The sequence below is a fragment of the Streptomyces sp. NPDC044044 genome, from assembly GCF_056434405.1.
Genome location: NZ_JBWKFG010000002.1, coordinates 738,668 through 763,961, shown reverse-complemented (window position 1 = coordinate 763,961; position 25,294 = coordinate 738,668). Strand labels below are relative to the sequence as shown.

The window sequence follows — 25,294 nt, the reverse complement described above, 5'->3', positions numbered from 1 at the left end:
CCACGCCTGGTGACGCCCGGAGGTAGCCTCGCGATCATGTTCGTTCTCGAATTGACCTACACCGCGCCCGTGTCCGCCGTCGACAAGGAGCTCGAGGCCCACGTGGCCTGGCTCGGCGAGTTGTACGCGCAGGGCGTCTTCATCGCCTCCGGGCGCAAGAACCCGCGCGACGGCGGCGTGATCCTCGCCGTGGCCGACGACCGAGCGGCGATCGAACAGATCGCGGCGAGCGATCCGTTCGTGCTCGCGGAGGTCTGCGAGTACCGCATCACCGAGTTCATCGCCACGAAGACGGCCCCGGAACTCGCCCCCTACCGGCAGCAGCTGCCCTAGCCGGGCCGACGGCAAGGGGCCCTGGTGCCCTAGTTCCCCTCCCAGCGCGCGATCCGGCCCTTCTCGCCGGACGCCCAACAGGCCCGGTCCCGCGTGCAGTCCACGGTGTCGTACGACCCCGGGTCGACCGTCCGCCAGGTGCGCCCGCCGTCCGACGTGACGTCCGTGCCGGTCGGCCCGACCGCGAGTGCGCCCCGGCGGCTCCCCGGCAGCCAGGCCACCCCGGAGCGGTAGGCGGGCGGGGGCTCGGCAGCCGTGGTCCAGGTGCGGCCGCCGTCGCCCGTGGTGGCCGCGGCCTTCGGGGACGGCTCGCCGGGGGTGTAGTCGCCGCCGACCGCGATGCCGTGCGCGCGGTCGCGGAAGGCGAGACCGAAGACTCCGCGGGCCGGGGCGCCCGCCGGGATCGGAGCGTCGGTGGCCGTCCAGGTGCGGCCTCGGTCGGCGGAGTGCAGGACACGCGCGCGTGCCGCTCCGCCCGTGGCCAGCCACACGTCGCGGGAGCCGGAGCTCACCAGGCACTGACCGCTCGCGGCGAAGCCCGCCTCGCCCTCCTGCGCGGCGGGCATGCCGTCGCTGGGCAGGACCTTCCAGGAGCGGCCGCCGTCGGCCGTGGACAGGATGCGGTACTTGCCGTCCACGGGGTCGCTCATCGCCAGGCCGTGGCTGCGGTCGAAGAAGGTCATGCAGTCGTAGAAGGCCTTGGGGTCGGTGTTCCGGAAGGACTCCGTCCAGGTCGCCCCGCCGTCCGCCGTGCGAAAGACCCGCGACGCCTCGCCCTCACCGATGGCGAGGACCACCGCGCGGCGGCCGTCGAAGGCCTCGACGTCACGGAACTCCAGCCCTTCGGCTCCGGGCGGGGAGACGTCGCGCCACTTCCGCCCGCCGTCCGAGGTGCGCAGCACGGTGCCTTTCGCGCCGGCCACCCAGGCGGTGTTCCGGCTGACGGCGGCGAGACCGCGGAAGCGCGCGTCGGTGCCGCTGTCCTTGAGATCCCAGCCTCCGCCGCGCGGCGACTGCCCCTCCGGGGCCGCGGGGGCCGCCTGGGCGAGCCCTGGCGCGGTGAGCACCGTCGCGGCGAGAGCCGCCCCGCACAGCCCCACCGACACCGCACGGCCCGCGGACCGCGCCCTTCTCCTCTTCCCCAAGGACTTCATGGCGGGCGAAGTTACCACCGGAACGCAGGATTCCTTCCGGGAATTCTGTGAAGACGGTGAAGAGCGCGCGGTGACCGAGGTCACTCGGTGTTCGCGTGCACGGATTCCGTCATTCCGACGTCTATCCAAGTGCCGACCCGAGTCGTCCAGCTGTAGTTGAGGGAGCAGGCGTTGTCCAACAGCATCGAGCAAGCCGTAGAGGCCCGCCTCGTCGCCGCCGCGCCGCGGATGCAGTCCATCCCCGCGACGCTGCACTACGACCGGGGCGATCCGTTCGCCGTCCGGATGAGTTTTCCCGCCCCCGCGACCCTGGAGGGCATCGAGGTCTACTGGACCTTCGCCCGCGAGCTGCTCGCCCAAGGCATGGAGCAGGCGGTGGGGGACGGCGACGTCCGCGTGCGGCCGTACGGCTTCGACCGCACGGTCGTGGAGTTCCACGCGCCCGAGGGCACGGCGATCGTCCACATCCGCACCGGCGAGCTGCGCCGCTTCCTGCACCGTTCCCTGACCCTGGTGCCCGTCGGCGATGAGCACCTGCACGTCGACCTGGACCAGGACCTCGCCGACCTGATGCGGGACGCCTGCTGAGCCGGAGCCCGGTGCCGGGATCCGCGGTGCCGGGACCGGGTGCCGGGGTCAGCCGCCCCCGCCCCCGCCGCCGGACGACGCCCTGGCCGCCTCGGCCGACGACACCGCTGAGGCCAGCGCCTTGCGCAGCCCCCGCATCAGCTCGGGCAGCTCGCGAGCCGGGGCCCCGCTGCGGTCGGTGAGCGCATCGAGCCGCTCCTTGTACTGCCTGCGCTCCTTGCCCGAGATGACGCCGCGCAGCTTGCCCGTCGCCGCGCACACCACCAGGGCCGCGTCGCCCGCGGGAACCTCGGACACCGGCACCGGACCGCGCAGGACCGCGAGCGCCTCGGCCTGCAGGACCTCGACGTATCCGGCGCGCTCCAGCTCGTAGCGCCGGGAGGGAAAGATCCCCAGGATCCGGGTGCGCTCCGTGCGCAGATAGCCCTCGGCGGCCAGCTGGTCACGCACGCCGTCCTGCGTGGCGCGGGCCTTGTGCGTGATCCAGCCGCGCCATTTGCGGGGCCTGGACTCCTCGACGAGTTCCAGGACGCCGTCGAGCGCCGGGTCGCCGGTGCGTGCGCCGAAGACCGGTGTGACGATGCCGTCCACGTCCGAGAGAAGTCCGCGCTGGGCCAGCTCCGCGAGCGCGCAGGCCCGCACCGCGAAGTGCAGGTCGGGGGCGCCGGCGATCTTGTTGCGACCGGTGTCCCAGGCCAGCAGGAAGATCCGGGTCGGCAGTGAGAGCGAGCCATAAGGCATGGGGCCTCCTTGTTCGCGGTCACGATAAAACGTTGACAGCCCTCGGGGCGCAACCTACGGTGTATAACGGTTCTGTTGTCGCCGATAGGAGTAGGACGTTGCTCGTCTGAGGTCTGGAGTCACCGCGTCACACGGCTCGGCCGTGTGCGTAGCGTGCGACCTCGGCGTACGAGCCGTCTGCCTGACGCAGGGCCCATTTTTCTGCCCTCGCCTCCCTTGACGACGCTGCTCCCGTCCTCTTGTCGCGCCCCGCGGTGTCCCGAAACGCGTTGCCCCTGACCGCGCTTCATCTCACGCAACCGCGAGGACCACATGTCTACTTCCCCCACCTCCATCACCTGCACCTCCCTCGACTTCGACTGGCCGGACGGCACCCATGTCTTCGACGGTCTCCAGGCGGCCTTCGGTCCCGGCAGGACCGGGCTCATCGGCGTCAACGGATCAGGGAAGTCAACCCTGTTGAAGCTCGTCGCCGGTGAGCTCACGCCGAGCCAAGGTACGGTCCGCGTCGCGGGCGACATCGGGTATCTGCCGCAGAACGTCACCCTCGACACCGGTCTGCGCGTCGACGAGGTCCTCGGCATCGCGCCGACCCGCGCCGCCCTGCACGCCATCGAGGCGGGCGACGTGGCCGATGAGCACTTCACGACGGTCGGCGACGACTGGGACGTCGAGGAGCGCGCCGTCGCGACCCTCGACCAGCTCGGCCTCGGCCACATCGGCCTCGACCGGACGACCGGGGAGGTCTCGGGCGGCGAGTCCGTGCTGCTGCGCCTCGCCGCGCTGCTCCTTCGCCGACCCGACGTGCTCCTGCTCGACGAACCCACCAACAACCTCGACCTGTACGCCCGTCGGCGGCTGTACGCGGCCGTCGACGCCTGGTCCGGAGTCCTGGTCGTGGTCAGCCACGACCGTGAACTCCTCGACCTGGTCGACCAGATCGCCGATCTGCGGGACGGAGAGGTCACGTGGTACGGAGGCAACTTCACGGCGTACGAGGAGGCGCTGGCCGCCGAACAGGAGGCGGCGGAGCGCATGGTGCGCGTCGCCGAGTCCGACCTGAAGAAGCAGAAGCGCGAACTGGCCGACGCGCACGTCAAGTTGGCCCGGCGCAAGCGCTACGGCCAGAAGATGTGGGACACCAAGCGCGAGCCGAAGGTCGTCATGGGCGAGCGCAAGCGTCAGGCCCAGGTGTCCGCGGGCAAGCACCGCATCATGCACGAGGAGAAACTCAGCGAGGCGAAGGAGCGCCTCGACGACGCCGTGGAGGCGGTGCGGGACGACGACGAGATCCGCGTCGACCTGCCGTTCACCGCGGTCCCTCCGGGCCGCACCGTGCTCACCCTGCGCGAGCTCACGCTGCACTACGGCGCGCGCGTGCAGGGCGAGTTCGAGCTGCGCGGGCCCGAGCGTGTCGCGCTGGTCGGCCGCAACGGCGCGGGCAAGACCACGCTCCTGCGGACGATCGCCGGAGAGCTGGAGGCCGTCGAGGGAGAGGCGCTCGCACACGTCCCGCTGCGTTTCCTGCCGCAGCGCCTCGACGTGCTCGACGAGGAGCGAACCGTCGCCGAGAACGTGGCGCGCTTCGCCCCCGACGCCACCAACAACCGGATCCGGGCCCGCCTGGCCCGCTTCCTGTTCAAGGGGGCGCGGGCCGACCAGCCCGCGGCGACCCTGTCGGGCGGCGAACGGTTCCGGGCGACGCTGGCCGCGCTGCTGCTCGCGGAGCCCGCGCCGCAGCTCCTGATGCTCGACGAACCGACGAACAACCTCGACATGGCGAGCGTGAAACAGCTGGCCACGGCCCTGGAGTCGTACGAGGGAGCGCTGATCGTGGCCAGTCACGACGTGCCGTTCCTGGAGTCGATCGGCATCACACGCTGGCTGCTTCTCGACGGAGAAATGAAAGAAATCACGACAGAAGCTGTCGGGTATTTTGGCTAGCTTCGGGTGTATGCACCAATACATCACGATCACCGGAGCCCGTGAGAACAACCTCAAGGAGGTGAACCTGCGCATTCCGAAGGACCGGCTCACGGTCTTCACCGGCGTCTCGGGGTCGGGGAAGTCGTCGGTCGTGTTCGACACGATCGCGGTCGAGTCGCAGCGCCAGCTGAACGAGACCTTCACGTGGTTCGTCCGCAACCGGCTGCCGAAGTACGAGCGGCCGCACGCGGACACCATCGAGGAGCTCTCGCCCGCGATCGTCGTCGACCAGCGGCCGATCGGCGGCCACTCCCGGTCCACGGTGGGCACGATGACGGACATCTACTCGGTGATGCGCGTGCTGTTCTCGCGGCACGGCACACCGAGTGCCGGTCCCGCGACCGCGTACTCGTTCAACGACCCATCAGGCATGTGCCCCCGGTGCCACGGCCTGGGCAAGACGGTGCGGCCCGACTACGACCGCATCCTGGACCCCGACAAGTCCCTGATGGGCGGCGCGATCCTCTTCCCGCCGTTCGCCGTGGGCACCTGGCAGGGCCAGACGTACACCAACACACCCGACCTGGACACGCACAAGCCGGTGGGTCAATTCACCGCGGGGGAAAGGGAGTTCCTCATGCGCGGCGGGAAGGGCGGCGGCAAGGTCAACGTCGACAACACCGGCGGCGCACGGGACATCGACTACGAAGGGCTCGCCGACCGCTTCGAGCGGCTCTACCTCAACCGCGATCTGTCGACGCTCAGCCAGAAGACCCGCGATCTGGTGCAGCGCTTCCTCGTCGAGGGCGAGTGCGACGCCTGCGACGGGGCACGGCTCAACGAAGCGGCGCTCGCCACCCGCATCGAGGGAATGAACATCGCCGACTGCGCACGCATGGAGGTCACCGACCTCATCACCGCCCTGGAGCGGATCGACGACCCGGTGGCGGGCCCGATCGCGGCGGCCGCCGTGGCCGCCCTGGAGCGGATCGAGGCGATCGGGCTCGGCTACCTCAGCCTCGGCCGCGAGACGTCCACGCTCTCCGGCGGCGAGGGCCAGCGCCTGAAGACGGTGCGGCACCTCGGCTCCAGCCTGACCGGCATGACGTACATCTTCGACGAACCGAGCGTCGGCCTGCACCCGCGCGACGTGGGCCGGCTCAACGACCTGTTGCTGCGCCTGCGCGACAAGGGCAACACGGTCCTGGTCGTCGAGCACGACCCGGACGTGATCGCCGTCGCCGACCATGTCGTCGACATGGGCCCGACGGCGGGCACGGGCGGCGGTCTGGTCGTCTTCGAGGGGACACCGGACGAGCTGCGCCGCGCGGACACGCTCACGGGCCGGCACCTGCGGCGCTCCACCGGCGTCAAGGAGAGCCCGCGCGAGGCCATCGGCGGGCGATGGGTCAAGGGCGCCGATCTGCACAACCTCCAGGACGTGAGCGTGCGCGTGCCGACCGGGGTGCTCACCGCCGTGACGGGCGTCGCGGGCTCGGGCAAGAGCACGCTGGTGTCGGGGGCGTTCGTCGCCGAGCATCCGGACGCCGTGGTCGTCGACCAGTCGGGCATCGGCGTCTCGGGCCGTTCGACCCCGGCGACGTACCTCGGGATCATGGACTCGCTGCGCAAGCTCTTCGCGCGGCAGACCGGCCAGGACGCGGGCCTCTTCAGCTTCAACTCCAGTGGCGCGTGCGAGAGCTGCCAGGGCCGCGGGATCATCTACAGCGACCTGGCGTTCATGGATCCGGTGACCACGACCTGCGAGGCGTGCGAGGGGCTCCGCTTCAAGGAGGAGGTGCTCCGGCTCACCGTCGGGGGCAGCTCCATCGCCGACGTGCTCGACATGACCGCCGAGCGCGCCCTGGACTTCCTGGCCGCCGTCGACGACACGGCGGTACGCCGCAGGCTGCGGGCCCTGCACGACGTGGGGCTCACCTACCTCACCCTCGGACAGCCGCTGAGCACCCTGTCGGGCGGCGAGCGCCAGCGCATCAAGCTCGCCACACAGCTGCACCGCACGGGCACCACGTACGTCCTTGACGAGCCGACGACCGGCCTGCACATGGCGGACGTGGACGGCCTGCTCGCCCTCCTCGACCGGCTCGTCGACGCGGGGAACACCGTGATCGTCGTCGAGCACAACCTGGAGGTCGTCAAGCACGCGGACTGGGTGATCGACCTCGGCCCCGACGGCGGCAAGCACGGCGGCCGGATCGTCTTCGAGGGCACTCCGGGGCAGCTGCTGGAAGCGGACGGCTCGTTCACCGCCGCTCATCTGCGACGAGACCTGGGCCTGGACCCCTCCCACGCTGCATGATGTGCGGCAACACCCCGGTCCGGCGCCCCGCCGGGCGGGGGCACCCCCGCCGCTCCACCCCTATGGAGAGCATCCCGTGCCCAGCAAGAAGGCGCTGATCCGCCGCCCAGGACCGCGCATCGCCGAAGGCCTGGTCACGCACGTCGAGCGGACCCCGGTCGACGCGGGGCTCGCTCTCGGACAGTGGGAGGCGTACGCCGACGCGCTGCGGGCGCACGGCTGGGAGACGGTCGAGGTGGAGCCCGCCGACGACTGCCCGGACGCGGTCTTCGTCGAGGACGCGGTCGTCGTCTTCCGCAACGTGGCACTGATCGCCCGGCCCGGCGCCGAGTCCCGGCGGCCCGAGACGGAGGGCGTGGAGGAGGCGGTGGCGCGGCTCGGCGCCTCCGTGAACTGGGTGTGGGATCCGGGCACGCTGGACGGCGGCGACATCCTCAAGGTCGGCGACACGATCTACGTGGGCCGTGGCGGACGCACGAACGCCGCCGGGGTGCGCCAGCTGCGGGCCGCCTTCGAGCCGCTCGGGGCACGGGTCGTGGCCGTACCCGTGGCCAAGGTCCTGCATCTGAAGTCGGCGGTGACGGCGCTGCCGGACGGCACGGTGATCGGCTACCCGCCGCTGGTGGACACGCCCTCGCTCTTCCCGCGCTTCCTGCCGGTGCCCGAGGAGTCCGGGGCGCACGTGGTACTGCTCGGCGGCGCGAAGCTACTCATGGCGGCGAGCGCGCCCAAGAGCGCGGAGCTGCTCGCGGACCTCGGTTTCGACCCCGTGATGGTGGACATCAGCGAGTTCGAGAAGCTCGAAGGCTGTGTGACATGCCTCTCAGTGCGGCTGAGGGAGCTGTACGCCTGACCAGTCCTGGGGCGGGTGGGGCGAGAGGGGCACATGAGCCCCGCTGCCGCAAGCACTTTACGGAGGGCTTAACCTACGGCAACGTAACCTACGACACCGTAGGTAGATAGCACCCGCTCGTGCTACCGCGTAACCCCTACGCACGTAATCCGTAAAAAAACTCCCGTCCCCCTGGAGCCCCCGTGACGATCACCTCTCCTCATCTCGGCAGCACGGACGACTGGACCGATGCCCGGTTGCTGTTCGCCCTGGAAGAAGTGGTCGAGAAGGAGCTCAACCGCCACCTGAAGGTGGCCAAGGACTGGATGCCGCACGAGTACGTCCCGTTCTCCGACGCCCGGAACTTCCCCGGCTACTTCGAGGACGGCGAGGCCTGGGAGCCCGAGCAGTCCAAGGTCACCGACATCGGCAAGGTCGCCCTGGTGGTCAACCTCCTGACCGAGGACAACCTCCCCAGCTACCACCACGAGATCGCCTCCCTCTTCGGCCGCGACGGCGCCTGGGGCACCTGGGTGCACCGCTGGACCGCCGAGGAGGGCCGCCACGGCATCGTGATGCGCGACTACCTCCTGGCCTCGCGCGCCGTGGACCCGGACAAGCTCGAGCAGTTCCGCATGGCGCACATGGCCGAGGGCTTCGAGTCGGACAACCGGCACTCGATGCTGCACTCCGTCGCGTACGTGGCCTTCCAGGAGCTCGCGACCCGCGTCTCGCACCGCAACACCGGTCACCAGTCGGGCGACCCGGTCTGCGACCGCATGCTGGCGCGCATCGCGACCGACGAGAACCTGCACATGGTCTTCTACCGCAACCTCCTGGGCGCGGCCTTCGAGCTCGCCCCGGACCTCACGATGCAGTCCGTGCGCGACGTCGTCGTCAACTTCCGGATGCCCGGACACGGCATGCCCGGCTTCGAGCGGGCCGCCGCGCAGATGGCGATCGGCGAGATCTACAACATGCGCATCCACCACGACGACGTGATCCAGCCCGTCCTTCGCTACCTCAAGGTCATGGAGATCGGCGGGCTCGGCCCCGAGGGTCTCAAGGCACAGGAAGAGCTCGGCCTGTACATGAACGGGCTCGACAGCGAGGCCAGCAAGTTCGACGCGAAGCTGGCCGCGCGCAAGGCGCGGATGGCCGCACGGGGGAAGTAGGCACCCCGGGGTGGGTGGGGCCTGAAAACCGCCGCTTCGCGGCGAGTCTCTCCCGCCCACCCACTCGATTGCCCCGCATCACTCGTACGTCGTCGCCACCACCAGCGCCGCGTCCCGCACGTCCGGGACGCGGTGGGCCCGCAGGTGGTCCAGCAGGTCCCGCCACGGGACCGGCCAGTCCATCCGCTCCCCGAGGGATTCCACCGCCGCCACGGCGAAGAGACCCGAGGCATGACCTCCGTCCTCGACGAGCCCGCGAGCCACGGGCAGCAGCGAGGCCGTCTCCCCCTCCGCGTCGGCGAGGCGCGCGCCGAGCGTCGACGCCGTCGCCACGGCCAGCGCGGGCCGCCCCTCGTGCAGCCGCGCAAGGCGCGACAACGCGGCCCCCACCTCCGCGGGCCCGCCGTCCAGCGCCACCGCCCCGGCCAGCACCTCGGCGGCCTGCGGCACGAAATCCCCGTACCCGGCGAGCAGCCCGCCCGCCCGCAGGGCAGCGCCCCGGTGCACCTCGCCCGCATCGGCCAGCGCCCCCGCCAGATACTCGATCCGCCGCCGCGCGGGCAGATCCCGGTCCTGCGGCATGGCCCCGTCGGCCCCCGCCAGCGCCGCGAGCGCCCCGCACAGCGCCTCGTCCCCGCGCGGCGCTGTCGCCGCCGCCGTCACGAGCCCCCGCGCCGCCACCTGCCATGTCGCCCGCCGGTCAAGGTCCGCGACCGCGTCCGCGAGCACCGAGGCCGCGTCCGGCGACCAGGGAGCCCACCGCGCAAGGGCGCCCAGCGCGAGAGCCGCCGCCTCGTCGTCCTCCGTGCCCACCGCCTCGCGCACGAGACGCGCGTACCGCTCCCGATGTGCCTGCGCCAGATCCAGCGGCCGCACCCGCAGCACCGCCGTCCGCAGCACCGCATCGCCCCCGGCCGCGTCCCGCAGCAGCCCCCACACCCGCTCCTCGCCGAGCAGCGCGCCCGCGAAGGCGACACACGCCGCCCGTACGTCGCGGTGGGCGCCCGGTGCCTCGTAGGCGTCGCCGAGCAGCGCAGCCGCCCCGGACGCGGGCAGCCGCACGGCTGCGAGCCGCGCGGCCTCCTTGCGGCTCGTCACCTTCTTGCCGGGGCCGCACAGGACCTCCCGCAACAGCATCGCGAGCCGGGACGGCGGGACATGCCGTGACGCCTGCGTCGCCGCGTACACCGCGACCCGCGCCCGCTCTCCCCCGGCGTGCGCGAGCAGCTCCGGCAGCGCGTCCCCGGGCCGCGCGATGTGGGCGAGCGCGCCGAGGGCCGCCTCCGCGAGCGCGGTGTCGGGCGATCCGGTCCAGCGGCGGACGAGCTCCTCCCCCGCGCCGGGAACGGCCGCACCACGCGCGATCGCCGCGGCGCGGTTCCACCGCGGGAGCCCCGCGTCACCGGCCGACCGCTCCAACTGCCTTGTCAGTGCCTCCTGTTGACGGGGAAGCCAGCGGCGGATCTGCCAGGCATGGGCTTCCACCGTCCACGGCGCACCCTTGGTCAGGAACCGACCGTACGGAGGCGTGCCGGACAAGAGGTGATCGAGCAGGTCCGTGCGGCGGGCGCACAGCAGGGAACGGACCGTGTCGAGCGCGCCCGTCGACGGCTCCTGTGCCAGGACGCGGGCGACACGTTCGTCGCGGGTGGCGGGCGGATCGAGCCACAGGTCGATCGCCCTGGACACGGTCGCGTTGCTGCCGAACCGGATGGCCTGCCACAGGAGTTCCTGCAGCTCCGCCATCCCGGCGGCCCGTCGGCCGACCGCGCGGGCCAGCGCGAAGGCGAGGCTGTAGTCGGACTTCTCGGCCCCCGCCTCGATCCAGGGGCGCAGCGCATCGAACACGTCGTGCTCCTGGCCGCGGCGCAGGGTGTGGTCGAGGCGCCCGAGGTCGGCGCCGCCGGTGTTGCCGGAGATCCGGACGAGCGTGCGCAGCGCCCAGTTCACCAACTCCCGCTGTCCTCCCGCCGCGTGCTCGCGCAGAACGGCGACGGCCAGGCGGCTGAGGCTGCCGCGGGTGCCGTGCGAGGAGTCGCGGGCCGCGACGGCGTCCGCGGAGATCCGGTCCAGGAACGGTTCGGCGTCGGCGCCGAAGAGGGCGGGCCGGGTCTCGGCGAGCGCGGACAGGGCGGCGGCCCGCACCGGGTCCTGCTCGTTCGCGAGCCGGGTCATCTCCTCCAGGACGGCGGTGACTTGGGCGGGTTCGCCGGAGCGTGCGGCGTTGCGGACGAGCAGCGGCCACGCCTCGGCGCGGTCGTCGGCCGCGGGCCGCCGGGTCGCCGCCACCAGACGGTCGCGCACCTCCGCGCACGGCAGGAAGGACTCGGCGAGCAGCACGGAACTCCAGTGCCCGCCACGCTCCTTGACCCGCTCGGCCATCCGCCGCGCCTCGTCGGCCACGGCACTGCGGGGCAGCGCGCCCAGGACCACCCCGTCGACGGTCACGTACCCCGCGCCACGCCCCTCGACGGCCCGCGCGTACACGGCGGCACGCTCAGCGGGCGGGTGCGCGAGCATCAGCCGGGCGAGGTCGGCGGAGTCGTCGGCGACGGCTCGCGCGTATGTGAGGAGTTCGGGAGCGCCCGAGCGGGCCAGCTTGTACAGCACGGACGTGGTGAGGGCGCCACTGCGCCGCAGCGGCCATCCCCAGGTCCCGCAGAGGATCGCCAGGACCCGTCCCGGCGCCGCGTCGGCCAACACGCCAAGGCGCGGCCGGAGTTGATGGGGAAACGCGCTGGGCGCGAACCGGTCGAGCAGGTCGAGCACCCGGACCGGCTCCGCCTCCGTGGCCGCCGCGATCCCCGCCGCGTACCGCTGCCACCACCCGTCCCGCAGCGCATCGGGCAGCGCGCCGAGCTCGCGCCCCGCCACGTCGAGCAGCGCGTTCGCGTGCCGCCTCGCCAGCGGCCGCCACCCCCGCACGGCGTGGAAGAGCTCCGGCAGCAGCCGCCGCACCACCGGGTCCGAGCAGCCGGGCAGCAGCCTGGCCGCCTCCGCGTCACCCCAATCGCTCCGCAGCGGGCCGATGAGGCGGTCGGCGAGCGCGGTGCGGCGCCCGGCGACGATCGCGCGCAGCAGCTGCCGCCGCACCGCCTCGGGAGCGTCGTGGAGCGCGGCCTCGAACGCGGCGTCCGGCACCCCGTGGCTCCGCGCGGCCCGCAGCGCGTGCCCGCGCACGAAGGGGTCGGGGTCGGCGAGCCGGGCCGCGGTCCACTCAGGGTCCCCGCCGGCACAGGCCAGCACGACGGCCACCCCGCGCTCGTACGGGCCGCCGCTCTCCAGCTCCTCCAGGACGGTGCGCAGCGCGCCGCGCCCCGCGAAGTCCCGTGCGCTCTCGGCGATCTCCCGCATCCGCCGCGGATACGGCAGGGGGTCGAGGTCGGAGAGCAGATAGCGGGCGGCGGTCTTCTCGGGCAGAGCCATGCGCGGATTCTGCCCGGCGGGACCGGCTCGGGGACAGCGGATTACCGAGGTGCCGTGAAGCCGATCTCCGAGGCATGGCAGGGCCTGGCCCGCCGGAAGACCCCGGCGGTACCGCCGGCGCCCGCCGCCCCCTCCGCGACCAGCGGCGCGTCCTCACGGCGGTCGCCGGCCCCGGTGGCGGTGGCGGTGGCGGCCGTCACGGCGGCATCGGCGGCATCGGCGGCGGAGAGTTCGGCCCCGCGCGCCTTTCGTCTGCGCAGCCGACCGTCGCGGGCGAAGGAAGCGGCGACCTGCTCGGCGCGCAGCCGCACCGGGTCGTCGACGAGCAGCTCGCGGAGCCTGCCGATCACGTCGTGGAAGACCGCGAGGTCCGCCGCGCCGATCCCACCGCTCTCATGCATCCGTCCCGCCACGCCCGTGCCGTCCGCTCGTGGTCCCGGCCGGATTCGAACCGGCGTATCCGCCCTGAAAAAGCGGCGAGTCCGCCTCTGCTCCACAGGACCCGCACCCGCGCGGACCAGGGGTTTTCGCTCCGCCCGCGCCTGCGGATCGCAGCCGCGCGCGGAGCGCCGTGCCGAACCGATTTACGACCGCCCGCCCCGGTGCAACGGTGGGCAGCGGGGGTGGAACCCATGGCACAGACCCATGAATGGATGTTCTACGAGGTCATGTGGCGCGGCTGGGCCGGGCGGGCCCGGGTGCCCTATCCCGTTCCGTGGTGGGCGCAGGCCGCCTTCCGGCGCTGGAGCGACGACTTCGACTCGGGAACGTACGAATCCAAGGAGGCCGCCTTCGCCTCCAACGCCCTGTACCGCTACTGGCACATGGTGGGCGTCAAGGACCACCGCCAGGAATCCCTGATCGGGCAGGCGGGCGAGATCGAGCCGGTCTACGACAAGTACTGCCTGTCCTTCTTCCTCTACTCACCGTCGACCGGCTCCGTGCGGCTGCCGCAGCTGACGGACGCCGGTGCGCTCGGCCAGCGCATGGAAGCGCCCCATCTGCCGGTGGTCCTGACGACGTTCCGCACCGCTGACGGCACCGAGTTCGTGCAGCGGACCTTCGGCACGGCCATCGGACCCCGGCAGCGGGACCTCGTCGTGACCCGCCTGACCGTGGGCAGCGCGACCGGGCAGCCGCGCGACGGCTGGCTGTGCGCGGCCGTCATGCCCGCGGGGCCGAGCGGCTTCCAGCGGCACGACCGCAACGGCCGCCAGATCACGGACCGGCGCCTGACGTTCCTGCGCCATCTGCCCGACGAGGGACGGGTGGAGACCAACAGCGGGTGGGGGCCGGTGTTCGACACGCCTCCCGAGCAGTACGGCGTGTACGGCAACCCGGACTTCACGTACGACCCGGATTCCTATCTGACCCGCAACCCGTTCCACGACCTCGTCATGGGCGGCAAGCTGAACGGCGCCCCGCAGGCCCAGGACCAGATCGCGGGTCTGTGCAGCGCGGCGTTCGCCTGGCCCTACCGGGTCGCGGACGACGAGCTGTTCGAGCTCGACGTCCGCCTTCCGGTCGATCTCTACAGCGGCGCCGCCGACCTTGCGGAGATCAAGGCCACTCCGGCCGCCGCCCTGGAGGAGGCCAACCGCCTCTTCTGGACGGGCAAGCTGATCGCACAGGGCGTGCAGCCCGAACTGCCGCAGCCCGTGGCGCACTTGGCGGACCAGTGGCGACAGTGCCGCTCGCAGCTCCTGATCCTCTCCGACCACGGCGAGATCCATCCGGGCCCGACGGTGTACGACTCCTTCTGGATCCGCGACTCGTCCGTCGAGGCCACGGCGTGCTCACTTGTCGGCGACGCAGCCCTGGCCGAAAGGCAGTTGGGCACGCACTATCCGCTCAAGTTCAACCGCGGCTCGGGCCGGATCGGACCATGTGCCGAGTACGGCTTCTACGGCGGGCCGCACGAGAAGGACGACCGAGAGTGGGACAGCAACGGCCAGGCGCTGTGGGCGATCGGCCGCTTCGACCGGACCCACGGCCGGTCCACCGCGTTCGGCGCCAAGCTCTACACGCCGTACGTCATCGACGGCGCCCGGTGGCTGCGCGACAACCGCGATCAGTACGGCCTGCTGCACAGCGGCTGGAGCGCCGAGCACCTCGGTGAGCGCGACAAGCCGCACTACTGGGACGACCTGTGGGGCCTGGCCGGTCTGTACGAGGCCGCGCGGCTCGCGGAGCGGATCGGCTCCCCCGACGTGCCCGAACTCTGGGGGGCGTTCGACGACTTGAAGCGGGCCACTGCGGCATCGGTGCGCTGGGTCCTTGCGGAGCAGCGCAGGCGCGGCGCCTGGGAGACGTACATCCCGACCGGACCCGGCGACGTCGGCCGGCTCGACTCGACGATGATCGGCACGGCGGCGTTCTTCCACCCGCTGCGCCTGCACATGGGAAGCAAGCTGGGCGAGGACATCGACCGGGCGGCCCGCTGGACACTCGACACGATGTACGCGCACTTCGTGACCGGCGGCTACCGGCACGAGGCGGCCTGGAACGCCTACGGCCCCTACCTCACGACACAGTTGGCGCACGCCTATCTGCTGGCGGGCGACGCCGCGCGGATGGACACGCTGCTCGGCTGGATCGTGGGCGCGTCACTGCCGCGGACCGAGGAGCGGGCGGTGGCGCTCGGCGCGTGGAACGAGCAGCACGCGTTCCCCATCGCGTCCGACTACCGCGAAGTCCCCTCCCGCCACTGGTACATGGGGGACATCCCGCACGGCTGGGCGGCGGCCGAGTATCTGCTCCTGATCCGCGACATCCTCTTCTTCGAGGCCGACGAGGACAGGGACCCGCATCTCTACATCGCTCCGGGCATACGTCCCCACTGGGTGCCGGACGGAGCGTCGGTGGCCGTGGACGACGCCCCGAACCTGTTCGGCGCGCCCTTCGGCTACCGGCTCACCCATGACGCGGGCGGGCGGAAGGTGACCGTGGACATCACGCGGTCGCCGGAGCGCGTGCGGTACGTCTATCCGTGCCGGTTCGGCCCGGTGCGCGCGGTCACGGCGGACGGCCGCGATCTGACGGTGACGGGGGACGACGTGCACATTCCGGCGGGGACGAGGAGGTTCACGGTCACGTACGCCTGAGGACAGGGCGCGGCCGCCTGAGGACGGGGCGCGGTCGCGCATCCGTGAGAGGTCAGGTGCGCCTGAGGCTGAGCCGCTCCTTCTCCGAGAGGCCGCCCCAGACGCCGAACCGCTCGTCATGGGCCAGGGCGTACTCCAGGCACGCCGGGCGCATCTCGCAGAGCTGGCAGATGTACTTGGCCTCGCGCACCGAGCTGCCCGGTTCGGGGAAGAAGAACTCGGATCCCGTCTGGGCGCACAGGGCCTGCTCCTGCCAGGCGAGTTCCGGCTCGGCTGTCATGTGGATCTGCATGCCGTAGATGCTGGCAGGGGGCGCGAAACAAGGGATCAACGAACGATCAACGCTGTGACATGCGCTGTTTCGGGCTACTCCTGCTTGCCCGCGAGGGAACGCGGCGAAACGCTCACGGGCGGGTATCCGTGCCGAACGGGACGGTTGCGTGCGTCCCGTCAGGCACCGGACAGGAAGGGTGCGTGCGGCCCCGTCAGGTACGGGACAGGACGGGTGCGTGCGCCCCGTCCCGCACCCGCTGCCCTCAGCTTCCGCCCGGCGCCTCCGGCTGCATCAGAGCGAACCGCGCCCCGGACGGGTCGGCGAGCTTGGCGAAGGCGCCGACGCCCGCGAGGTCCATGCGCGGCACCCGCACCGTGCCCCCGGACGGCTCGACCTTGGCGAGCACCGCGTCCATGTCGGTCACCTGGAAGTACGGAGTCCAGTACGGCCCGGCCTCGGCTTCCTCCGGGGCGTCGGACAGTGGCCACAGGCCGCCGAACATGTCGTTCTCGGTGCCGCCCGCGGGGTGCACCATCGTGTACGAACCGCCCTCGAAGGCCTGGGTGGACGCGCCCCAGTCGAACACCGATCCGTAGAACTCCTGGGCCGCCTTGATGTCCGGGGTGTAGAGCTCGGTCCAGCACATGCTGTTCGGGGCGTCGACCAGGTCGAGGCCCTTGTTCGTGCCCGGCTGCCACACGGCGAAGCCGACCCCTTGGGCGTCATTGAAGACCGCCATGCGACCGAGATCGCCGACGTCCATGGCCTCGTACACCGTGCTGCCGCCGGCCTGCTCGACCGCCTTGGCCGTCGCGTCGGCGTCCGGCGTCTTGAAGTAGAGCGTCCAGGAGGGTGGGGCCTGATCGGCGGTGACCGTCATGGCTCCCGCCACGGTCTTCCCGTCCGCCTGATACATGCCATAGCCACCGAATTCCGCACCGCCCGACAGGAACTGCCATCCGAAGAGCTCGCGATAGAAGGCATGGGCGCCTTCAAGATCCGGGGTGCCGAGGTCCACCCACGTCGGGGCACCCACGGCATAACGGGTATTGAGCATGATCGACTCCTTTGTCGCATCTCTTTTCCCTTTCTCCGAGTCTGACACCCGGCACTGACAGTGCGCGCGTGCTGCCATCTTGTGAAGGAAGCAAGATTCTGAGAGCGCTCTCAGTCACAACTCTTGACGGTCGAATGGGCCGACGCGACAGTGGTCGCACCACAGGGCCGGCCACCCCCCACAGCCACCCAAGGCCGCACCACATCCCCCCACACACATCCCGGGAGACCTTCCGTGATATCGCGTCGAGTGTTCCTGTCCACTGCCGCCGGTGCCGCCGGAGCCCTCACTTACCCCGTCTGGGGAAGCGCCCTCAGCCCCGGCGCCAAGGCAGCCCCCGCGACCTGTGAACTCGCCCTCCAGAACAAGTCGTTGCCCGGCCAGGTACGCGCCTACGTCACCGGACACGAGCAGGGCACCGACCGCTGGGTCCTGCTGAAGCCGGACGGCGGCGTCTACCGCCCCGACTCCCCCTCGGCCTCGCAGACCCCTCTCCCCGTCGACTGCGCGATCCCGCTCGGCGCGGCGGGCTCGGCCCCGAAAGTACTGACGCTTCCTCAGATGTTCGGCGCCCGCGTCTACTTCGTACGGGACGACAAGCTGGACTTCTTCCTCAACCCGGGTCCTTCGCTGGTCGAGCCCGCGTTCGCGACCAAGGAGGACGCCAACTACGGGCGCACCTGGTCGTTCTGCGAATTCACCTTCAACAGCTCGCAGTTGTACGCCAACATCAGCTACGTCGACCTCGTCACGGCCCTCCCCATCGGCCTGACCCTGGAGGGGGACGCCACGCACACGGTCGCCCCGCTGCCGGACGGCGCCGTCGACAAGATCGCCTCCGACCTCGCCGCCCAGGGGGAGAAGGACGGCCAGCCCTGGGGCGATCTGGTGATCCGCGGTGACGACGGTGACGTGCTCCGCGTCATCTCGCCGCAGAACCTCATGGCCCCCTACTTCGACCGCCCGAACGAGATGCCGTTCCGGGACGTGTGGAACAGCTACATCGACCAGGTGTGGGAGAAGTACCGGAGCACCGACCTCAAGATCGACCTGCAGGGCGGCCGGGGCGTGTTCACGGGCCGGGTGAGCGGCGACACGCTGACGTTCAACGGCGGGCACACGTTCTCGAAGCCGACGTCGAAGGACATCTTCACCTGCAACCACGGCCCCTTCACCAACAACCCCGGAGACTCGGACGACAAGAAGGGCCTGCTGGCGCGGCTCGCGGCCGGATTCAACCGGAGCATCATGCTGACGCACGCGGAGCAGCCGAACGGGGCCGGTGCCGGGGACTACTACAAGGGTGACGTGACCAACCACTGGGCCCGGGTGGTGCACGCGAACTCGCCCATCGGATACGCCTTCCCGTACGACGACGTCCGGCCGGACGGTGAGCCCGATGTGTCCGGCGCCGCGCACGACGGCAACCCGCGGCGGTTCACGGTGAGCGTCGGGGCCTAGCGGCTCCGGCAGGGGCCTCACGCACGCTCCCGCACGCACACCGCCCCGTCGCGCGCTGGTCGCGACGGGGCGGTGTGACGTGGTGACGTCGTGACGTCGTGACGTCGTGGCGATGCGCGGTTCGGCGGGCTGCCTCGCCCGCCGGTCCGGAGTCCTACTGGCAGTTGTTGCCCGCGGCCGGGTTGAGGACGCCGACCACGTTCAGGGAGTTGCCGCAGGCGTTGATGGGGACGTCGACGGGAACCTGCAGGAGGTTGCCGCTGAGGACGCCGGGCGAGTTCTGAGCCGTGCCCTCGGCGTAGGCGCCGGGGCCGGGGTCGGCGACGGCCGAGCCGGCCCCGCCGATGACGGTGACCGCGGCGAAGGCCGCTGCTGCCAGGATCGCGCGCTTGCGCATGGTGTTACCTCCGGATGAGGGGAAGTGCTGGAGCGAGCCTCACCCGGGCGCGACGCGGAAAAAACGCGGGTGGACCGTGCGGGGTAACGGGGGCACCCGTTCGTGGGAAGGGCGGGGCGCCCCGAGCGTCTCGCCTGCCCTGTCCGGTCGGGCGGGCAGGGCAGGACAGGGCAAGGCAAGGACGCTCGCGCGGCAGCGGGACCTGCCTCCGGGAGCGCCCCGCGAAGGAGCCAGGGCCATACCTGCGCGGACCGGCCTCACGCGCCGGCCCCAAGCCGTGCCGACAGGCACGGGCCGGATGCCGAAAGGCGCGCCCGGATGCCCACAGGCACGGGCCGGATGTCGAAGGGCGCGCCCCGGATGCCCACAGGAACAGGACAGGCACAGGCACAAGCACAGGCCGGAGTGGGAGTCCCTACGCCGATTCCCTCCGCACCAGCTCCGTCGGCAGGACCACGCTCTCCGTCGGCAGCTCGCCCCGCGCCAGCAGCATCCTCGCCATCAGCCTGCCCATCTCCTCGATGTCCTGACGCACCGTCGTCAGCGGCGGGTCCACCTGCTCGGCCACCGGCAGCATGTCGTCGAAGCCCACCACGGCGACGTCCTCCGGCACCCGCTTGCCCCGCTCACGGAGCACCCGAAGCGCCCCCAGGGCCGACAGGTCGTTGCCCGCGAAGACCGCGTCCACCTCGGGGACGCGGTCCAAGAGCTCGCGCATCGCGCGCTCGCCGCCCGCCGGGGTGAAGTCACCCTGCGCGACGAACCGCTCCCCCGCCTCCGGCAGGACGTCGCGGAAGCCGTCGAGGCGGTCCACCGCCGACGTCTGGTCGAGCGCGCCGGTGATGTGCGCGATGCGGGTGCGGCCCAGCGAGACCAGGTGGCGCACCGCGTCCCGCGCACCGCCGCGGTTGTCGCAGTCGACGTACGGAGATGTCACCGTCCCCTCCGGCCACCCTGGACGGCCGCCGAACACCGTCGGCACGCCCGCGCCCTGAATGATGCCTGGCAGCGGATCGTCCAGGTGCAGGGAGAAGACGAGGGCGCCGTCCACATGGCCACCCGCCAGATAGCGGCCGACCCGCTCGTGGTCGTCACGCCCCTCCGTCAGGAGCAGCACCAGCTGGACGTCACGGGACGTCAACTCCTTGCTGATACCCCGGAGTTGGCGGGCGAAGAACGGGTCGGCGAACACCCGCGTCTCCGGTTCGGCGATCACCACGGCGACCGCGTCGTGGCGGCGGGTCACCAGACTGCGGGCGGCGCGGTTCGGCACGTAGCCGAGCTCGTCGACCGCCTGCCTGACCTTCTCGGCGAGCACCTCGCGTACGCCCACGTCGCCGTTGACGACGCGGGACACCGTGGCCCGGGAGACTCCGGCCCGTGCGGCCACGGCCTCCAGGGTGGGGCGCGGGGCGGCGCTCGGCGGCTCGGTCACGTGGGGCTCCTCGGGGCAGCTGGCGGGTGTGCGCCGGTCAGGATACGACCGGCGGGCAGGGCGGGGAGATTTCCCCCCGCCCGCGTCACCTCCGCGCGTCCGCCCTGATCAGCTCGGCCGCCTTCTCCGCGAGGGCCACCGTCGGAGCGTGCGTGTGGCCCCGCGTGATCCGCGGCATGACGGACGCGTCGACGACCCGCAGCGCCGTCACGCCCCGCACCCGCAGCGTCGGATCGGTGACCGAGGCCTCGTCGCTGCCCATCCGGCAGGTGCCGACCGGGTGGTAGAGCGTCTCGGACGCCCCGCGGATCGTCCGGGCCAGGGCCGCGTCGTCGACCGTGCCCGGATGCGGTGCCAGCGGGTCCGATGCGTACGGGGCGAGGGCGGGGCCCGCGAGGAGTTCCTCGGCGCGGCGCACCCCGGCGACGAGGGTGCGAATGTCGGCCTCCGCCGTCAGATAGCCGGGGTCGATGAGGGGCGCGGAGCCCACCCCCGGGCCCCTCGGGGTGATCCTGCCCTCGCTCTCCGGCTGGAGCAGCACCACGCCGATGGTGATGCCGTGTTCAGTGGGCGGGGTGAGGCCGTGGTTGACGAAGGGGACGGGTGCGTAGATCAACTCGATGTCGGGAGCGGTGAGTTCGGGCCGCGTCCTGATGAAGGCGACGGCCTCGGCGACGTTCGACGTGAGCGGTCCGCGCCCGCCGAGCAGGAAGCGGCCGACGTTGGCGAGGGAGTCCGCGCCGGTCAGCGTGATCGGCTGCGGGCAGGTCATGGTGACCGCGTAGGCGAGATGGTCCTGGAGGTGGCGGCCCACGCCCGGGGACTCGACGCGTGTCTCGATGCCCGCCTTCGACAGGTCGTCCGGGTCGCCGACGCCGGAGGCCTGAAGGAGCTGCGGGGAGCCGATGGCACCCGCGCTGAGGATCACCTCGCGGCGGGCGATCAGCTTCCCGGGAACGCCGTCGGCGATGACGCCCGCCACGCGCGTCCCGTCGAACTCCAGCCTGCGGACGCGGGCTTCGGTGAGGACGTGCAGGTTGCGGCGGCGCCTGGCGGGTTTCAGATAGCCGTCGGCGGCGCTCCAGCGGCGGCCGCGGCGCTGATTGACCGGGGTGAGCGCGAACCCGCCGTGGTCGGGCTCGTTCAGTTCCGTCAGCTCGCGCAGGCCCGCGTCGCGGCAGGCGTCGAGGAAGGCGGTGGTGGTCGGGTTGAGGGCGCGGGGCGGGGAGATCCAGAGCGGCCCGTCGCTTCCGTAGACGCTGTCGTTGCCTGCGGCGCCCGCCCCGGCGTCCTTGCCCGCGGCGCCCGCCCCGGCGTCCTTGCCTGCGGCGCCCGCCCCGGCCGTGCCGCCCGTCCACCGCTCCGCGCGCCGGAAGTAACGCTCGAAGGCGTCGTAGGACCACTCGGGCCCCGCGGCATCGCCCCAGGCGTCGTAGTCGTCGCGGTGGCCGCGCACCCACATCATGGCGTTCATCGAGGATGACCCGCCCAGCGTGTGGCCGCGCGGCCAGTACAGTTCGCGGCCGTCCAGCGCGGCCTGCTTCACGGTGGAGTAGTCCCAGTCGTAAGGCGTCTTGAACAGCTTCGGGAAGGCCGCCGGGATGCGGATCTCGGGCTTCCGGTCGCGTGGCCCCGACTCTACGAGCGCCACCCGTATCGCAGGATCCTCGGAGAGCCGGGCGGCGAGGACGCATCCCGCGGAACCGGCACCGACGATGACGTAGTCGTACACGCTGTCCTTGCTCAACTCTGCTCCCTTGAATGGCAGTTCGCGGAGGTGCTCACAGGGGACGTACGGGTGTGGCGCATGAATGAGGCGCATGGATGAGGCGTACAAGGAGTACACCCAACGTGGACCTCTGGGTAAAGGGATGGCGCCTGGAACGGCGTGTACTACAAGATCTCCACATCGCGGACCGCACCATCGATGCCTCCGGCCAGGCCCACGGCCTTCCCGCCGCGCGCGAGCCGAGCCCGGACGTGGCGCAATGAAGCCGTACGCGGGCGGGCCGGTTGTGGGCCGGCCCCTCTGGTGGCCCGACCCGCATCCGGCCCTCCGGGCACGGCACCTAGGCTGTCGGGATGTTCGAGAAGCGGAGAGCGCGCAAGCAGGCGGAACTGCAGGAGAAGCTGGCCGCCGAGCTGCGGGATCCGGACGCGGAGGTCCGGCGGAAGGCGGCGGTCTCCGCCGCCTCGACCGGCGACCTCGAATGGGCGCTGCGCGAACTGACGCAGGCCGTGGAGCGCGAGCCGTGGACGGAGGAGTTCTCCTCGACCGTGGTGGAGAGCCTGGCCGCCGTGCTCCGCCGCGACCCGACGGTGCGCGAGCGCACGGAGCGGGTCTTCGCGCTGCACCTGGACGACCCCGAAGGCTTCGTGCGCGCCTGGACCGGGCTGACGGAGGAGCTCGGCGGCGGCCCTGCCGTGCGGGACGTCGACAGCGACCTGCGCGACGAGCTGCGAGCGCGCATCCCCGACCTGCGCGAAAGAGGCTGGACGGCAGAGGGGATCGCCGGCATCGGCCGGCCGGACAGCTTCGCGCGCGAGCTGGCCTTCGACGTCGCGGTCATCGTGGCCTCCCTCTCGATGCGCCGGAACACACCGGTGCCGGCGGACGAGGCGGACCAGGTCCGCGCCGAGATGCGCGCGGCGCTCAAGAAGGCCCTGCCCCACGCTCCGGGAAGTGACGAACGGACCGAGATCCTGGTCCCGTTGACGCGGATACCGGCGGTGGAGTCATGGACCGACCGCGCGCGTGCGGGCCTGCGCGCCGACGAGGCACTGGCCCTGTGCGCGAGCGGGGACAAGGACTTGGTGACGCTGGGCACCGAGACCCTGGCCAAGATCCTCTTCCGTGAGGTCGTCCGGCGTGACCGGGTGCGCGAGACACTCGACCGCCTCGTCGCCCAGGGCGAGCAGGAGGGACGAGGAGAGCAGGGGAAGCAAGGGCCACAAGGCGCCCAGGACTCCTTCCTCCTGAGCCAGATCCTGGCCTGCTACAGCCACCTTCACGTGCCGCTCCCCCTGGACGACCCGCCCCTCGGCCTCTTCCTGGACGGGCTGCGCCACCCCGACCCCGTCGTCCGCGCCGGTGCCGCCGAGAGTCTCGACCCGATCGTGACGGGTTCCGCCGTGGAGGGCCGTGCCGTCGAGGGTCTCGTCGGCCTCCTGGAGCACGACCCGGAGACCGACGTCCGCCGGCACGCCGCCATCGCCCTGCGGTGGCTCAAGTGCGGCGAGGAACACCACGCGGCCATCGCCGCCGCCGCGCTGGACCGCCAGGCGGACTCGCCCGACCCGGAGATCCGCGCGCACAGCATCGCCGACGCCCTTCGACGGGGCGCCCCGGACGCGTACGACCGTACGCTGTCCGCACTCGAATCCCCGGACGCCCACTGGCAGTTGCTGTCGGGGATCCTGAACGTGCCCCTCGGCTCCGGATTCGTCCTGCCCTCGCGCTCGGTGCGCAAGGCGCTCATCGAACGCCTCGAAGCGCTGCGCGCCACGGGCTGGGCCGAGCGGGACGCGGCCGTCGGCTTCCCTGACGCCGACGACCGGGCGGAGCTGCTCGCCGAGCTCCTGGAGACCCTGAACGACCTCTAGCCGTGCCGCTGGTGCCCTAGCCCCTGGGGGCCTAAGCCCTGCCCCTAGTGCCCTAGTGGCCCTCGTGGCCGGACGCCGCGTCCTCCCCGTCGGCTTCCGACCCCTTGGACCCACCTGAGTCACCTGAGTCACCTGAGCCACCCGAGTCATCTGAGCCACCGGACTTCTTCGCCGCCCCGGCCGCATGATGCGGCTCGTAGTCCGGGATCGTCCCGTCCGCCTTCTTCACCAGGAAGAGCCCCGCCATCCCCATGTCGGAGTGGCTCTGCACATGGCAGTGGTACATCCAGGCGCCCGCGCCCACCCCCTCCCCCGCGATGACCTGGAAGCCGAACGAGTCGCCGGGCCCGGTGATCTTGTCGTCGAGGACCTGGCTCGGGTCGTCGGGGCCGGTCAGGAGGCCCGTGCGGTTGTCCGCCCAGCGGTGACCGTGGACATGGAACGTGTGGTAGTACTCGCCGTGCGTGATCGAGACGAACTCGACACGATCGCCCACCGTGGCCTCGAAGTTGGGGCTGTCGTGACCCGCCTTGTTGTTGATCGTCATGTCGTTGAAGACGATCGTGAAGGTCTTGTCCGGCAGCAGATCGCCCTTGCGGCGCACGATCAGCGCGCCGTAGAGCCCCTTGCGTACGCCGCCCGTCCCGTGATCGGTGCCGACGACGTGGTCGTGGTAGTGCCAGTAGCCCGCCGTGCCCGGCCGCCAGGTGCCGTCCTTGCGGCGGCCCGGCGCGTGCGTGCGCCAGGTGTAGGTCCGCTTGCCGCCCGGCTCGACGTGGCTCTTGGTGTGTCTGGTGCCGTCGCTGGATATCTCGTAGTCCATGCCGTGCACGTGCAGGCTGGCGTCGACGTCCATGGTGTTCTCGAACTCGATGTGCAGGGTGTCGCCCTCGTTCAGCTCGATGAGCGGACCGGGGATCGACGCCTTGCCCTTCTCCAGGCCGTAGCCCATCTGCCCGTCCGCCAGCTTCTCGGCGTACATCTTGATGCGGCGGACCTCGCCGCCGGCCGGCGCTGTCTTCGGCCCTTCGGCCGTGCTCGCCTCGGGCGCGGCGGCGAGCGACAACGATGTCACCCCGGCCGTCGCGGCCACCCCACCCACGAGCATCCGCCGGTTGAAGCTGCGTCGGTCCATGCCGAACTCCCCACTGCGGTACGGAGACTGACGGGGCACAGGTGGCCCCCGAGACGGCCACACGGTACTGGGGGGATCTTCGTTTATCCACACGCAGGACAAAGTTCGCGGTATTCCGGTGTTACCTATTGGCGAGTGGCGAAAAGAGGTCTAGCTTCATCCGCGCCTGTTGCTGTGACCGACGAGGGGTGGGTGTACTCATGCGGCTCACACCGCATCAAGAACCCTTGGCTGTACGAGGGTTGAGCAGAGCCAGACGCAGACCGAACCGCCAGGACAAGAACCGGAACCACCGGAGCCGGGTCGGCTCGCGCCGCGCCTGGGCCGCCGCCC

At 71.6% G+C, this 25,294-nt stretch carries 20 protein-coding genes and 1 tRNA gene; 10 read left to right on the top strand and 11 right to left on the bottom strand.

Features of this window, described 5'->3' with window-relative positions; all coding sequences use genetic code 11:
* Positions 1-36 precede the first annotated feature (36 nt).
* The gene (locus AC07AG_RS09280; RefSeq protein WP_478753396.1) at positions 37-333 is read left to right on the top strand and encodes a YciI family protein; all 297 of its coding nucleotides are present in this window, start codon (positions 37-39) and stop codon (positions 331-333) included.
* Positions 334-362: 29 nt separating this feature from the next.
* Here AC07AG_RS09280 and AC07AG_RS09275 read toward each other — a convergent pair whose 3' ends face one another.
* A complete protein-coding gene (locus AC07AG_RS09275; RefSeq protein ID WP_478753394.1) occupies positions 363-1,487 on the bottom strand; it encodes a WD40/YVTN/BNR-like repeat-containing protein in 1,125 nt (374 codons plus the stop codon).
* 171 nt (positions 1,488-1,658) lie between these two features.
* Between AC07AG_RS09275 and ssgD the strand changes: the two genes are divergently transcribed.
* Positions 1,659-2,075, top strand: a complete 417-nt coding sequence (gene ssgD / locus AC07AG_RS09270) for a spore wall synthesis regulator SsgD (protein ID WP_249586508.1) — start codon at positions 1,659-1,661, stop codon at positions 2,073-2,075.
* Positions 2,076-2,123: 48 nt separating this feature from the next.
* Here the strand turns inward: ssgD and AC07AG_RS09265 are convergent, their stop codons facing one another.
* The gene (locus tag AC07AG_RS09265) at positions 2,124-2,816 is read right to left on the bottom strand and encodes a GOLPH3/VPS74 family protein (RefSeq protein WP_478753393.1); all 693 of its coding nucleotides are present in this window, start codon (positions 2,814-2,816) and stop codon (positions 2,124-2,126) included.
* A gap of 312 nt (positions 2,817-3,128) precedes the next feature.
* Here AC07AG_RS09265 and AC07AG_RS09260 point away from each other — a divergent pair, with 312 nt between their 5' ends.
* The 4 genes from AC07AG_RS09260 (at position 3,129) to AC07AG_RS09245 (ending at position 9,069) form a co-directional block, all read left to right on the top strand.
* Entirely contained in the window at positions 3,129-4,760 is a 1,632-nt protein-coding gene (locus AC07AG_RS09260; RefSeq protein ID WP_478753391.1) for an ABC-F family ATP-binding cassette domain-containing protein, read from the top strand.
* A 10-nt stretch (positions 4,761-4,770) separates the two neighbouring features.
* Positions 4,771-7,062: an ATP-binding cassette domain-containing protein gene (locus AC07AG_RS09255; protein ID WP_478753390.1), complete on the top strand. Its 2,292-nt coding sequence runs from the start codon at positions 4,771-4,773 to the stop codon at positions 7,060-7,062.
* Between the two features lie 76 nt (positions 7,063-7,138).
* Complete coding sequence (gene ddaH / locus AC07AG_RS09250) at positions 7,139-7,915, top strand: dimethylargininase (protein ID WP_478753388.1); 777 nt, start codon at positions 7,139-7,141, stop codon at positions 7,913-7,915.
* A 182-nt stretch (positions 7,916-8,097) separates the two neighbouring features.
* The gene (locus tag AC07AG_RS09245) at positions 8,098-9,069 is read left to right on the top strand and encodes an acyl-ACP desaturase (protein ID WP_478753387.1); all 972 of its coding nucleotides are present in this window, start codon (positions 8,098-8,100) and stop codon (positions 9,067-9,069) included.
* Positions 9,070-9,147: 78 nt separating this feature from the next.
* Here AC07AG_RS09245 and AC07AG_RS09240 read toward each other — a convergent pair whose 3' ends face one another.
* From AC07AG_RS09240 to AC07AG_RS09230, 3 genes are all read right to left on the bottom strand, one after another.
* A complete protein-coding gene (locus AC07AG_RS09240; protein ID WP_478753385.1) occupies positions 9,148-12,495 on the bottom strand; it encodes a hypothetical protein in 3,348 nt (1,115 codons plus the stop codon).
* Between the two features lie 41 nt (positions 12,496-12,536).
* Complete coding sequence (locus tag AC07AG_RS09235) at positions 12,537-12,896, bottom strand: hypothetical protein (protein WP_478753383.1); 360 nt, start codon at positions 12,894-12,896, stop codon at positions 12,537-12,539.
* Positions 12,897-12,926: 30 nt separating this feature from the next.
* Positions 12,927-12,998, bottom strand: a tRNA-Glu gene (locus AC07AG_RS09230).
* Between the two features lie 129 nt (positions 12,999-13,127).
* Between AC07AG_RS09230 and AC07AG_RS09225 the strand changes: the two genes are divergently transcribed.
* Positions 13,128-15,599 carry a hypothetical protein gene (locus AC07AG_RS09225; protein WP_478753382.1) on the top strand — a complete coding sequence of 824 codons (2,472 nt, stop codon included), beginning with the start codon at positions 13,128-13,130 and terminating at the stop codon, positions 15,597-15,599.
* A 52-nt stretch (positions 15,600-15,651) separates the two neighbouring features.
* Here AC07AG_RS09225 and AC07AG_RS09220 read toward each other — a convergent pair whose 3' ends face one another.
* Together AC07AG_RS09220 and AC07AG_RS09215 are read right to left on the bottom strand one after the other, a co-directional pair.
* The gene (locus AC07AG_RS09220; protein ID WP_344520541.1) at positions 15,652-15,891 is read right to left on the bottom strand and encodes a WhiB family transcriptional regulator; all 240 of its coding nucleotides are present in this window, start codon (positions 15,889-15,891) and stop codon (positions 15,652-15,654) included.
* 244 nt (positions 15,892-16,135) lie between these two features.
* The gene (locus AC07AG_RS09215; RefSeq protein WP_478753380.1) at positions 16,136-16,930 is read right to left on the bottom strand and encodes a VOC family protein; all 795 of its coding nucleotides are present in this window, start codon (positions 16,928-16,930) and stop codon (positions 16,136-16,138) included.
* A 234-nt stretch (positions 16,931-17,164) separates the two neighbouring features.
* Between AC07AG_RS09215 and AC07AG_RS09210 the strand changes: the two genes are divergently transcribed.
* Positions 17,165-18,391, top strand: a complete 1,227-nt coding sequence (locus AC07AG_RS09210; protein WP_478753378.1) for a glycoside hydrolase family 64 protein — start codon at positions 17,165-17,167, stop codon at positions 18,389-18,391.
* 154 nt (positions 18,392-18,545) lie between these two features.
* Here the strand turns inward: AC07AG_RS09210 and AC07AG_RS09205 are convergent, their stop codons facing one another.
* The 3 genes from AC07AG_RS09205 to AC07AG_RS09195 form a co-directional block, all read right to left on the bottom strand.
* The gene (locus tag AC07AG_RS09205) at positions 18,546-18,788 is read right to left on the bottom strand and encodes a chaplin (RefSeq protein ID WP_478753377.1); all 243 of its coding nucleotides are present in this window, start codon (positions 18,786-18,788) and stop codon (positions 18,546-18,548) included.
* A gap of 415 nt (positions 18,789-19,203) precedes the next feature.
* Entirely contained in the window at positions 19,204-20,223 is a 1,020-nt protein-coding gene (locus AC07AG_RS09200; protein ID WP_478753375.1) for a LacI family DNA-binding transcriptional regulator, read from the bottom strand.
* An 85-nt stretch (positions 20,224-20,308) separates the two neighbouring features.
* The gene (locus tag AC07AG_RS09195; RefSeq protein WP_478753373.1) at positions 20,309-21,970 is read right to left on the bottom strand and encodes a GMC family oxidoreductase; all 1,662 of its coding nucleotides are present in this window, start codon (positions 21,968-21,970) and stop codon (positions 20,309-20,311) included.
* Positions 21,971-22,074: 104 nt separating this feature from the next.
* On the opposite strand from AC07AG_RS09195, the gene AC07AG_RS09190 reads away from it, so the two are divergent.
* Positions 22,075-22,215 (top strand): hypothetical protein, encoded by a 141-nt coding sequence (locus AC07AG_RS09190; RefSeq protein ID WP_478753372.1) that lies wholly within the window; start codon positions 22,075-22,077, stop codon positions 22,213-22,215.
* 90 nt (positions 22,216-22,305) lie between these two features.
* Entirely contained in the window at positions 22,306-23,826 is a 1,521-nt protein-coding gene (locus AC07AG_RS09185; RefSeq protein WP_478753370.1) for a HEAT repeat domain-containing protein, read from the top strand.
* 52 nt (positions 23,827-23,878) lie between these two features.
* On the opposite strand, the gene AC07AG_RS09180 is transcribed toward AC07AG_RS09185, so the two are convergent.
* On the bottom strand, positions 23,879-24,961 hold the full coding sequence (locus AC07AG_RS09180; RefSeq protein WP_478753368.1) for a multicopper oxidase domain-containing protein: 1,083 nt from the start codon (positions 24,959-24,961) through the stop codon (positions 23,879-23,881).
* Positions 24,962-25,294 lie beyond the last annotated feature (333 nt).

Excerpts from the sequence above, each read along its gene's own strand:
- AC07AG_RS09280 (WP_478753396.1), top strand. The coding sequence starts at position 37 with ATGTTCGTTCTCGAATTGACCTACACCGCGCCCGTGTCCGCCGTCGAC.
- AC07AG_RS09275 (WP_478753394.1), bottom strand. The coding sequence starts at position 1,487 with ATGAAGTCCTTGGGGAAGAGGAGAAGGGCGCGGTCCGCGGGCCGTGCG.
- AC07AG_RS09265 (WP_478753393.1), bottom strand. The coding sequence starts at position 2,816 with ATGCCTTATGGCTCGCTCTCACTGCCGACCCGGATCTTCCTGCTGGCC.
- AC07AG_RS09260 (WP_478753391.1), top strand. The coding sequence starts at position 3,129 with ATGTCTACTTCCCCCACCTCCATCACCTGCACCTCCCTCGACTTCGAC.
- AC07AG_RS09255 (WP_478753390.1), top strand. The coding sequence starts at position 4,771 with ATGCACCAATACATCACGATCACCGGAGCCCGTGAGAACAACCTCAAG.
- AC07AG_RS09240 (WP_478753385.1), bottom strand. The coding sequence starts at position 12,495 with ATGGCTCTGCCCGAGAAGACCGCCGCCCGCTATCTGCTCTCCGACCTC.
- AC07AG_RS09235 (WP_478753383.1), bottom strand. The coding sequence starts at position 12,896 with ATGCATGAGAGCGGTGGGATCGGCGCGGCGGACCTCGCGGTCTTCCAC.
- AC07AG_RS09225 (WP_478753382.1), top strand. The coding sequence starts at position 13,128 with ATGGCACAGACCCATGAATGGATGTTCTACGAGGTCATGTGGCGCGGC.
- AC07AG_RS09220 (WP_344520541.1), bottom strand. The coding sequence starts at position 15,891 with ATGCAGATCCACATGACAGCCGAGCCGGAACTCGCCTGGCAGGAGCAG.
- AC07AG_RS09215 (WP_478753380.1), bottom strand. The coding sequence starts at position 16,930 with ATGCTCAATACCCGTTATGCCGTGGGTGCCCCGACGTGGGTGGACCTC.
- AC07AG_RS09205 (WP_478753377.1), bottom strand. The coding sequence starts at position 18,788 with ATGCGCAAGCGCGCGATCCTGGCAGCAGCGGCCTTCGCCGCGGTCACC.
- AC07AG_RS09185 (WP_478753370.1), top strand. The coding sequence starts at position 22,306 with ATGTTCGAGAAGCGGAGAGCGCGCAAGCAGGCGGAACTGCAGGAGAAG.
- AC07AG_RS09180 (WP_478753368.1), bottom strand. The coding sequence starts at position 24,961 with ATGGACCGACGCAGCTTCAACCGGCGGATGCTCGTGGGTGGGGTGGCC.